The sequence below is a fragment of the Novosphingobium sp. AAP83 genome (assembly GCF_001295795.1).
GTDB lineage: Bacteria > Pseudomonadota > Alphaproteobacteria > Sphingomonadales > Sphingomonadaceae > Novosphingobium.
Genome location: NZ_LJHY01000024.1, coordinates 35,608 through 45,754, shown reverse-complemented (window position 1 = coordinate 45,754; position 10,147 = coordinate 35,608). Strand labels below are relative to the sequence as shown.

Below are 10,147 nucleotides of genomic sequence, written 5' to 3'. Positions count from 1 at the left end.
CGGTCTTCTCCAACCGCCCCATCGCCTCGGCAAAGCGCCGCACGGCTTTGGGGTTGTTCAGGGCGCAGGGCATGCCTGCCTGCCACAGCGCAGGGAAGGCATCCTGCTCGACTCCGCCGCTGGCTTCCATCACCACCAGCCCTGCACCATGGCAACCCGCCCAGTCTGCCAAAGCCGCAATTCCCGCCTCATCATTGGCGAACCGGCAATCCGCCAACCTCGATCTAGCCATCAAGCCAGGCCTTGCTAACATCCACTCCGCAAATCGTTTCAATCACGGTAACCTGCCTTGTCCGTACGGTTGAGACACCAGCCGGCTATTTGGTCGAGCGTGACAAGCGGTGCTGGTCCCAAGCTCCCGTACGGTTGTTACCTGAGGGGTGACGGGCGGCAGCAGCGCAGCGCCCGGGTTGGGTGGCCACCCAAACGGGCGATCAGCCGAGTACAACGCAATCAACCGACCACGTCCAGATACAAGGGGAGCGAAACTTGACGAGCCGCAGGCGGAGTTAGTCGCAGCGGGGAGGGCTTTGCGCCCAACCCTCAAACAGCGTCGGCGGCAAGCTCCAGCCCGGCGTTGCGGTAGGCCGCGACCAGCGCGTTGCGCAGCAGCACCGCAATGGTCATCGGCCCCACGCCGCCAGGAACGGGTGTAATCGCCGAGGCAACCGCGACGGCAGAGGCATAATCCACATCGCCCACCAGCTTGGTTTTGCCCTCCACCGCACCAGCAACGCGGTTGATGCCCACATCGATCACGACCGCGCCCGGCTTGATCCAATCGCCCTTGACCATCGCGGGACGGCCCACGGCAGCCACGACTATATCTGCGCGGCGAACCACATCGGCCAAATCCTTGGTGCGGCTATGCGCAACGGTAACGGTGCAGCTTTGCGCAATCAGCAATTGCGCCATCGGCTTGCCCACGATGTTGGAACGGCCGATCACAACTGCGTCCAGCCCCGAAAGATCGCCCAGCCGGTCTTTGAGCAGCATCAGGCAGCCGAGCGGCGTGCACGGCACAAAGCCTGTCTGGCCGACGGCAAGACGGCCTGCGTTGATAACGTGAAAGCCATCAACGTCCTTGTCAGGCGCAATCGTGGCGATCACTTTCTGCTCGTCCATGTGGGCGGGCAGGGGAAGCTGGACGAGGATTCCGTCGACCGCAGGATCGGCGTTGAGCTGTTCGACCACAGCGAGCAAATCGGCCTCGGAGGTATCGGCAGGAAGCTTGTGTTCAAAGCTGTTCATGCCAGCTTCGAGCGTGCTTTTGCCTTTGGAGCGGACATAGACCTGGCTTGCGGGGTCTTCGCCCACCAGAACCACCGCAAGGCCCGCTTTACGCCCGGCTTTGGCTTCAAACGCCACCGCCAAAGTGCCCACGCGGGCGCGCAGTCCTTCGGCAAATGCCTTCCCGTCGATTACCGCAGCGGTCATCAGAATGTCCTGTTTCGAAAAAAAGGGGGCTCAAGCGCCAGCGGTGGAAGCGGCAACGCCGCCGAGCAGAATCATCAGCAGGTTCAGGCCGATAATCAGCACCATTGGCGAGAAATCGATGCCACCGGTATCGGGCAGCAGCCTGCGGATCGGGCGCAGCATCGGCTCCAGAATGGCGTTCAATGCCTTCCAGATCGCCGAAACCGCCTGATTGTGCATGTTCACGACGTTGAACGAGATCAACAGGCCGAGCACAAACTGCACGATCACCACGGTCACCAGAATGTTCACGAGGTAATTGATCATTGAAATCAGCGTGTACAAAAACATGGCGCTTAATCCTTCAAGCAGGCGGCTCCGGCTTCTAGCCGACCCACACCCTCAGCCACAAGAGCCCCTACGGGTGCAACGAGCAGTGTTACGACCGAATACTTAGGTGCGGATCGGTTCAGGCGCGAATTAAAGTGCCCGCGCCACGGGCGGTAAAGATTTCGAGCAGCATCGCGTGGGGTACGCGGCCATCCAGCACAACTGCGGCTTCACATCCGGCTTCAACCGCGTGAACGCATGTTTCCAGCTTGGGGATCATCCCGCCGCTGATCGTTCCATCTGCCGCCAGCCGCGCGATATCGGCCGGGCGCAGATCGGTCATCAGGTTCTTGTCCTTGTCCAGCACGCCGGGAACATCGGTCAGCAGGAACAAGCGCGAGGCGCCCAGCGCTGCGGCAATTGCGCCGGCCATCGTATCGGCGTTGATGTTATAGGTGTGGCCATCCTTGCCCACGCCAATCGGCGCGATCACCGGGATAAAGCCTGCTGCGCTGACCGTGTAGATGATTGCCGGATCAATCTCTGAAGGTTCGCCCACAAAGCCCAGATCAATTGCGGTTTCGATATTGCTGCCGGGGTCTTTGGTTGTGCGTTCCACTTTGGTGGCCGTAACAAGCCCTGCATCTTTGCCCGAAATGCCCACGGCCTTGCCGCCTGCCGCTGCGATCCAGCCAACCAGTTCCTTGTTGATCTTGCCCGAAAGAACCATCTCGGCAACTTCTGCGGTGGCTTTGTCGGTCACGCGCAAGCCATCGACGAAGCTTGATACCACGCCCAATTGCTTGAGCATTGCACCGATTTGCGGGCCGCCGCCATGGACGACCACAGGATTGATCCCCACCGCCTGCAACAGCACGACGTCTTCGGCAAAATCGCGCGCGGCTTCGGGATCACCCATCGCATGGCCGCCGTATTTGACGACAAAAGTCTTGCCCGCATAACGCTGGATATAGGGCAACGCTTCGGTGAGCGTTTCTGCCTTGGCGAGCATCACAGGATCGTGGTTCTGAGTCATGGCCGCGCCTTTACGCGCAAAGTGCGCGAAATCCAATATTGGCTGTGCGCACCCACCAGTCTCCAAAATCCGTTCATGTCGAGCGAAGTCAAGACACTTGGGCGCTGTGTCTCTACTTCGCTCGACACGAACGGGGATGGGGGCGATCAGTCTGCGGAATCCAGCCTGCGCCCGATCCACAGCACAAGCGCGATTATCATGGGTATCAGCACCGCCGAGAGCACGACTTTTGCAAGCATTTGCCCAGCCATCAAGGCCATGATGGGGCGCACGCCATAAAACGATATCGAAATGAAGATCAGTGTATCGACGATCTGCGAAAGTGCCGCCGCCACAAAGCCGCGCACCGATAGAAACCGCCCAACGGCGCCACGCAACCGGTTGAAGATCCAGACATTCAGCGTGACAGAAACCCCATAAGCCAATATTCCTGCCAGCATCATGCGCCATGACTGTCCCAACACGATCGGGAATGCTGCCTTGGCGGGTTCGTACATTCCCGGATCAGTCGGCAGTGTCAGCACGAAAAGTGTCAGGAAAATGGCGAAAGCAAGCGGCAGGAAGCCATAACGCACCAGCCTGTCTGCAACATCTTTGCCGTGCAGTTCGGCAACGCCACTGGAAATGCCTACAAGTGTCAGGAACGGGAAAATTCCGGCCTCTACCGCCAACGGGCCGAGGGCGACTTGTTTGGCACCCAACACTCCGCCCAAAGTGACCATTCCGCCGTAGAATAAGGCAAGGAGGAACAAAGAACGGGGGATTGCGGGCGCTGTGGCGGCGTTATCGTGCATCAAACGCCGATAGCGCGCTTTTCAGCTTGCGCCAATTCGCTATTAGGTTCGGCTGAAACCAATTGTGTTGCGGAGCCTCACACCCGATGCGTGTCGTTTACAGTCTGCTCGGGATGCTGCTCATCCTTGCACTCGCGTTTGCCATGTCGACCAACCGCCGCGCCATTCGCTTGCGCGTTGTGGCCGCAGCATTCGCGTTGCAAGCAGGCTTTGCTGCGCTGGTGCTCTATGTGCCGTTTGGCAACCGCCTGTTGCAAGGTGCGGCCAGCGGAGTGGAAGGCTTGCTCGGTTTTGCGCGGGCAGGCGTTTCGTTCCTGTTCGGGCCTTTGGCCGATCCGGCCATCGGCGGAACGAGCTTTGCGATATCCGCTCTGCCGGTGATCGTGTTCTTCGCTGCGCTGATTTCGATCCTCTATTATCTGGGCGTAATGCAACTGGTGATCCGCTGGATCGGCGGCGGGCTGGAAAAGCTGACCGGCATCAGCAAAGTCGAATCGCTCTGCGCTGCCAGCAATATCTTTGTGGGGCAAAGCGAATCGCCGCTGGTGATCCGGCCCTATCTTGCCGCGCTCAATCCCTCGCAATTGTTCTGCGTGATGACCGTGGGCATGGCGGGCGTGGCGGGCACGATTCTCGCCGCTTATGCCAGCATGGGCATCCGCATCGATTATCTGGTGGCTGCTGCTTTCATGTCGGCTCCGGGCGGCATCCTGATGGCCAAGCTGATGATGCCTGATGAACCGCCAACACCTGCGGCAGTCGGCAATGAGGCATTGCCCAATCCGCATGTGAAACCCGGCCTTGCCTCGGACGAGGAGGAGCGCCCCGCCAACATCATCATGGCCGCCAGCCAAGGGGCGCAAACCGGCGTGAAACTGGCTGTCGCGGTGGGTGCGATGGTGCTGGCGTTTGTCGCGCTGGTGGCGCTGGCCAATGGCATTCTGGGCTGGGTGGGCGGCTGGTTAGGTCTGCCGGAACTCTCGTTCCAGATGGTTCTGGGCTATGTCTTTGCGCCCGTTTTCCTGCTGCTGGGTGCTGACGGCTGGGGCGAAGCAATGCAGGCAGGCGGGCTGTTCGGCTCCAAGATTGTGCTCAACGAATTCGTTGCGTTCATTGAACTGGGCAAAGACACCGCACTGTCGGCACACACCGTCGCCATAGTCACCTTCGCGCTGTGCGGCTTTGCCAACTTCAGCTCGATCGCGATCCAGATGGCGGTTACGGGCGGCCTTGCCCCCAACCAGCGCCCGGTGATCGCCAAACTGGGCATGCGCGCGCTGGTCGCAGGCGCGCTCAGCAATCTTATGAGCGCGGCACTCGCGGGGATGTTTTTGGCTTTGGCAGGAACCTGAAGCTTCATCATTCCCGTGGAGCGGACCTCTGCGAAAGTAGCTGACGCGGGCGCATAGGCGCGATATTTGCTGTCGTCCCGGCGTTCAATGACTACAGGGATTGTCAGGGCTGACGTCCTGCAGCATTGATTGAGGAGACTGCTGCAGCAGCAAGCTCAAGTCTTATAGGGAAAGGGTCCGAGATAGCCCTTGCCTCGGCGGGTGGGACCCTGCGCCTGCAATTCGTTTGAGATGCCGCACTTGCGGCCATATCATGGGTCGCAAAGTTCGTCTTACTCAGAACCGGCCGCCATTCCCGATCTTGAGAACGCAAAAGGATGGCTCGATTTGCTGTTGTTGTTGAGTAGCACAGAGAACTGACCCGGGATGTCCAGAAATCATCACCGAGAATTGGCTCTGACTCATATGTGGAACGGCCCGGTTAACAACGTACATTCTGCGTAAATGACCGTTGGACAATGCAGTCATATGTCCAGCCTGTTGACGCGGTCCTAAACTGCTGGCCACGATGAAATCCGCAATGCCAATCGCCTAATCGCTTTTGCGCGCTCGAAGGTGCAGTGAGTCAGACGGTCTGATCGGTATCGAGGTTTGGCTCCTTGGGTTCATCACGCATTGGCACCTTGCCAGTACCTACCCGCGGCGAGACGCTGGAATCTCTTGTTTTTCTATGCCTTCGCCATGTTCGCCGGTGCTTGGTAAATGCCGCCTTTGAGAAGAAGCGCCCAGATCATTCGCGCCATGCGGGTCGCCAGCGCGACAGCCGGGCATCAGCGTTAAGGCGGTCGAGACACGGCTCTGCCAAGCGCGTCAAAAACTAACGGGCACCATGAGGGATAATTCGAGCCCGCGCGTATAGAGGTGTATGAACAGTCCTCATTTCACTCGACGTCACCTTATCGCCGCACTTGGCGCGGCATCTGCTTTCGCCGCTACGCCGGCTTGGGCACAAGGACATAGCGTGCACCGCGGCGGAACCCACGGGAAAGGCGGGCCGCGTATTCCTGCTGGCTTTGGCGAAGTGAGCGGCGACGTGATCGACCTTGCCGTGGGGAGCGGTCATCGCATTATTGAAGGCCGCCGCGGTCCCGGCATCGCGGTAAATGGAAGTGTTCCTGGCCCTCTTATTCGCCTGCGCGAGGGGCAGAATGTCCGCTTCAATGTGACCAACAACCTCGGTGAGGACACGTCGATCCACTGGCACGGCCTTTTGTTGCCGTTCCAGATGGACGGGGTCCCGGGCATAAGTTTTCCCGGGATTCGTCCAGGCCAGACTTTCACTTATGAATTCCCCGTCCGACAGGCAGGCACCTATTGGTATCACAGTCATTCGGGATTGCAGGAGCAATCTGGGCATTATGGCCCCCTGATCATCGATCCGGCGGGTGCCGAACCGGTCGAATATGACCGCGATTACATTTTGCTGCTTAGCGACTTCACGGTGCTCGACCCGCATTTCATCATGCAGCGGCTGCGCACCGGCGAAGGCTATTTCAACCGCCAGCAAAACACTTGGACCGATGACTACCCAATGACTGCAGAAGAACGCCGGATGTGGGCACAGATGCGGATGATGCCGACTGATATCATGGATATTGGCGGGAAGACATACACGTTTCTTGCCAACGGGCGCGGACCGACAGAGGGCTTGGAATATCTGTTCAAGCCGGGTGAACGCGTCCGGCTGCGCATCATTAATGGCTCGGCGCAGAGCTTCTTCAACGTTCGCATTCCCGGGCTGCCGATGACAATCATCGCGGCGGACGGACAGAATGTGCGGCCTGTTGAAGTTGACGAGTTCCAGATCGGCACGGCCGAGATCTATGATGTTATCGTCGAGCCGGGCGATGCCGCGGCCTATGCGATCGTCGGCGAATCGATGGACCGCTCGGGAATGGCGCTGGCGATGCTGACCACCAGTCCCGGCGAACGGGCAAGCGTTCCTGCGCTGCGCGATCCGCCGCTGCTTACGATGGGCGATATGGGGATGGATCACGGATCCGGCGGCATGGACCACAGCGCGATGGACCATTCCGGCGCTTTTGTCGGGGACGCGGCAGGAGCAGAAATGGGCGCTAAGGATCACGCGCAGATGGGCCATGGTGCTCCGCCTGCACCTGCCGAGGCCTCGGGAAGCGCAGTGGCGGGCATGGCAGCGGGCGAGATGAGCATGGACGGCATGAAGATGCGCGACACTGCGCTCCTGCCACCTGATGTCGCGGTCGGTCCCGGAATTGATATGGTGTCGATGGCACCGGTCGATAAAATGGGCGATCCCGGCCTCGGCTTGCGCGATGTGCCGCACCGCGTGCTCAATTACCGGATGCTTACCGCGCACGAGCGCAACCGCGACACGCGCGAGCCTTCACGGCTGCTGGAGCTGCATCTCACCGGCAATATGGAACGCTACATGTGGTCTTTCGACGGACGCATGTATTCCGCTGTCAGCGACGTGCCGATCCGCTTTGCGTGGAACGAGCGCGTGCGCGTGAAGCTGGTCAACAACACTATGATGGCGCACCCTATCCACCTCCACGGCATGTTCTTCGAGCTGGTCAACGGCGAGAGCGCTGCATATCAGCCTCGCAAGAATGTCGTGATTGTCCAGCCCGGCGCGAGCGCACAGTTCGATTTGACTGCGAATGAAGCGGGCGACTGGGCATTTCACTGCCATCTTATGTATCACATGCACGGCGGCATGATGCAGACTGTCACTGTGGTTGGACCGGAGATTGGAGCGTGAGCATGCGCCCAGTTCTATCGGCTGTGCTGATCGGTACGGCCCTGATCGCAGTGCCGGTGCATGCCCAAAATCAGGGGCACGCGATGACAATGCCGACCCCGGACCCAAAGCTGCCAGCTGCGCCAGCATCAAGTGCCTCGGATCCGCACGCCGGTCACAGGATGCCCACGTCGCCACCAGCGACAGCGCCGGCTGACCCGCATGCCGGGCATGAAATGGCGGATATGCCGACACCCACGCCCGTTGATCCGCATGCGGGTCATGACATGCCTGCGGAGCCGGCGAAAACCATGGCACCGAAGGATGACATGGATCATAGCGGAATGAATCACGAAGGGCTGGGCGAAGCTGCACCAACGTCTCCCGGGCCGGATATGGAAACGCCGCCTCCGCCCGAGGCCGGAAGCGGCCCACCGCGTGCTGCGGATGCGATCTGGGGAGCTGAAGCGATGCGCACCTCACGCCAGGATCTCCAGCGCACCCATGGCGACTTTCCGGTGTTCTGGTTTCAGGGGGACCGGATTGAGGCACAAATACGTGAGGGGCCAGACGCTTATCTATGGGATATTCAGGGCTATTACGGGGGTCCCACCGAGCGACTTTGGTTCAAGAGTGAGGGCGAAGGTGAATTCGGCTCGGCGCCCGACGATGCAGAGGTACAGGCACTCTACGCCAAGGCGTTTGCACCATTTTGGGATTTCCAGGTCGGGGTGCGCCAGGACATAGGCGGGCCGGATACCACCCATGCAGTGGTCGGCGTGCAGGGCCTTGCCCCTTACATGTTCGAGGTTGATGCCGCGCTGTTCGTCTCGCACCGGGGCGATGTCACCGCACGGATCGAAGGCGAAGTGGACCAACGCATAACCCAGCGCCTGATCCTTCAGCCGCGCGCAGAAGTAAACCTCGCTGCGCAAGACGTGCCGCTTCTCGGTATCGGTGCAGGTATCGACCAGATCGAGGTTGGCGTCCGGCTACGCTATGAGATCATCCGCGAATTTGCGCCTTATATCGGCATTGAACAGTCATGGCGGATTGGCAATGGTGCCGATTTCGCTCGCGCGGGCGGTCAAGACCCTTCCGTCACCAGCCTTGTTGCAGGCATCCGTTTCTGGTTTTGAATTGAAAGGACATTCACATGAAATTTTCATCCGTTTTTGCGGCCCTCGCTATGGTGTCAGCGCCCATCGTTCTCCCGGCCGCCGCGCTTGCCCACACAAAGGTCGTCGCTTCGACACCGGCGCAGGGAACGACTGTTGGCAGCGCGCGCGTGGTCACGCTTACGTTCAATGAAGCACTGCTGCCGCCGACCGCGGCGGCAAGCATCGTCATGACCGCGATGCCGGGCATGGCAAATCACGGCGAAATGGCCATCCGAAACTTCACCACTGCCTGGTCTAACGGCAACAAGACCATGTCGCTCAACCTGAAAAAGCCGCTGGCTAAAGGAACCTATGAGGTGCGCTGGCAGGCCGCGGGGGCTGATGGCCATCGTATGACTGGTAAAGTCAGCTTCATCATAGGCTGATACGGAAATGGATGTGCTAACCGAACAGGTCCTGCGGTTTACGCATTATGCGTTGCTGCTCGGGTTGTTCGGCTCGACGGCATTTCGCCTGGTCGGGTTGCGTGGCCAGAGCTGGTTGCTCCACGGTCGGGACGGTCACATGCTGGTCATGGCAGCGTTTGCGGCACCCGTGTTTTCACTCACGTTGATGCTGACCTCAATCGCGGCAATGATGGGTGTGCCATTGACGGCGCTTGATTGGCCGATGGCTGAAGCAATGATCGTTGGCACCGATATTGGCAAAGCTTTCCTCGTGCGAGCAGCTTTACTTGTCATCGGATTGTGTGCGCTGCTCGTTCGACACCCGACCGCCATAGGTTTCCCGATCGCTACTGCTTGTTTCGCCGGAGCGCTAATTACGCTCGGATGGAGCGGTCATGCTGCAGCAACCGAGGGTGCGCTCGGCATTCTCCACCGGGTCAATAATGGCGCCCATCTGATAGCAGCGGGTCTGTGGCTCGGCGCGATCGGATGGTTCTTGCATCTGACCGTCTCTGTTCATCGCCTGTCGGGCAACGTCCCGCCTCCGCTTCTGCTCGCTGCTATGCACCGTTTCGCTCCGCTGGGCGTGGGTCTTGTCGCCGTCGTCGGATTTACCGGCTTGATCAATGCGCAGCTGATCTTTGGCCTGGAAAACAGTATTCCGGTTCTGCCGACCTCTTATGGCTTCCTGCTTGCTGCAAAAGTGATTTTGGTTGGCTGTATGCTGGCCTTTGGCGCACATAATGCCCAAGTCAGTCGACGCCATGCATTGGCCGAGAATGATGCAATAGCTGACACCGCAATAACGCTTTTGACGGTGCGCCGCAGTTTGGCTGGTGAGTTTGCGTTGGCAATCAGCGTCATAGTTCTGGTCGCGGTGCTGGGCATGATGTCGCCCATGATTGTCTAGCGATAGCGAGTTTTGGGGGA

At 59.6% G+C, this 10,147-nt stretch carries 10 protein-coding genes; 5 read left to right on the top strand and 5 right to left on the bottom strand.

The features are described 5' to 3' along the window. From IP81_RS14725 to IP81_RS14705, 5 genes are all read right to left on the bottom strand, one after another. Positions 1–232: transposase (locus IP81_RS14725; protein ID WP_197274650.1), on the bottom strand; the 232-nt coding region annotated here is incomplete at its 3' end. A gap of 311 nt (positions 233–543) precedes the next feature. Next, entirely contained in the window at positions 544–1,437 is an 894-nt protein-coding gene (gene folD, locus IP81_RS14720) for a bifunctional methylenetetrahydrofolate dehydrogenase/methenyltetrahydrofolate cyclohydrolase FolD (protein ID WP_054108769.1), read from the bottom strand. Between the two features lie 30 nt (positions 1,438–1,467). Further along, entirely contained in the window at positions 1,468–1,767 is a 300-nt protein-coding gene (locus tag IP81_RS14715; protein WP_054108768.1) for a YggT family protein, read from the bottom strand. A gap of 118 nt (positions 1,768–1,885) precedes the next feature. Beyond that, positions 1,886–2,782: an acetylglutamate kinase gene (gene argB / locus IP81_RS14710; RefSeq protein ID WP_054108776.1), complete on the bottom strand. Its 897-nt coding sequence runs from the start codon at positions 2,780–2,782 to the stop codon at positions 1,886–1,888. Positions 2,783–2,928: 146 nt separating this feature from the next. Then, positions 2,929–3,576, bottom strand: a complete 648-nt coding sequence (locus tag IP81_RS14705) for a queuosine precursor transporter (protein WP_054108767.1) — start codon at positions 3,574–3,576, stop codon at positions 2,929–2,931. Between the two features lie 86 nt (positions 3,577–3,662). On the opposite strand from IP81_RS14705, the gene IP81_RS14700 reads away from it, so the two are divergent. The 5 genes from IP81_RS14700 to IP81_RS14680 all read left to right on the top strand — a co-directional run bounded on the left by IP81_RS14700 (position 3,663) and on the right by IP81_RS14680 (position 10,127). Next, the gene (locus tag IP81_RS14700; RefSeq protein ID WP_054108766.1) at positions 3,663–4,928 is read left to right on the top strand and encodes a NupC/NupG family nucleoside CNT transporter; all 1,266 of its coding nucleotides are present in this window, start codon (positions 3,663–3,665) and stop codon (positions 4,926–4,928) included. An 865-nt stretch (positions 4,929–5,793) separates the two neighbouring features. Further along, positions 5,794–7,671 carry a copper resistance system multicopper oxidase gene (locus IP81_RS14695; protein ID WP_054108765.1) on the top strand — a complete coding sequence of 626 codons (1,878 nt, stop codon included), beginning with the start codon at positions 5,794–5,796 and terminating at the stop codon, positions 7,669–7,671. A gap of 290 nt (positions 7,672–7,961) precedes the next feature. Then, positions 7,962–8,789, top strand: a complete 828-nt coding sequence (locus IP81_RS14690; RefSeq protein ID WP_054108775.1) for a copper resistance protein B — start codon at positions 7,962–7,964, stop codon at positions 8,787–8,789. Positions 8,790–8,806: 17 nt separating this feature from the next. Then, positions 8,807–9,196, top strand: a complete 390-nt coding sequence (locus tag IP81_RS14685) for a copper resistance protein CopC (protein WP_054108764.1) — start codon at positions 8,807–8,809, stop codon at positions 9,194–9,196. A 7-nt stretch (positions 9,197–9,203) separates the two neighbouring features. Continuing rightward, entirely contained in the window at positions 9,204–10,127 is a 924-nt protein-coding gene (locus IP81_RS14680; protein ID WP_054108763.1) for a CopD family protein, read from the top strand. Positions 10,128–10,147: the final 20 nt, after the last annotated feature.

What these genes read in the sequence shown, in the direction of transcription:
- IP81_RS14695 (WP_054108765.1), top strand. Translation starts at nt 5,794, where the DNA reads ATGAACAGTCCTCATTTCACTCGACGTCACCTTATCGCCGCACTTGGC.
- IP81_RS14715 (WP_054108768.1), bottom strand. Translation starts at nt 1,767, where the DNA reads ATGTTTTTGTACACGCTGATTTCAATGATCAATTACCTCGTGAACATT.
- argB (WP_054108776.1), bottom strand. Translation starts at nt 2,782, where the DNA reads ATGACTCAGAACCACGATCCTGTGATGCTCGCCAAGGCAGAAACGCTC.
- IP81_RS14700 (WP_054108766.1), top strand. Translation starts at nt 3,663, where the DNA reads ATGCGTGTCGTTTACAGTCTGCTCGGGATGCTGCTCATCCTTGCACTC.
- IP81_RS14685 (WP_054108764.1), top strand. Translation starts at nt 8,807, where the DNA reads ATGAAATTTTCATCCGTTTTTGCGGCCCTCGCTATGGTGTCAGCGCCC.
- IP81_RS14690 (WP_054108775.1), top strand. Translation starts at nt 7,962, where the DNA reads ATGGCACCGAAGGATGACATGGATCATAGCGGAATGAATCACGAAGGG.
- IP81_RS14705 (WP_054108767.1), bottom strand. Translation starts at nt 3,576, where the DNA reads ATGCACGATAACGCCGCCACAGCGCCCGCAATCCCCCGTTCTTTGTTC.
- IP81_RS14680 (WP_054108763.1), top strand. Translation starts at nt 9,204, where the DNA reads ATGGATGTGCTAACCGAACAGGTCCTGCGGTTTACGCATTATGCGTTG.
- folD (WP_054108769.1), bottom strand. Translation starts at nt 1,437, where the DNA reads ATGACCGCTGCGGTAATCGACGGGAAGGCATTTGCCGAAGGACTGCGC.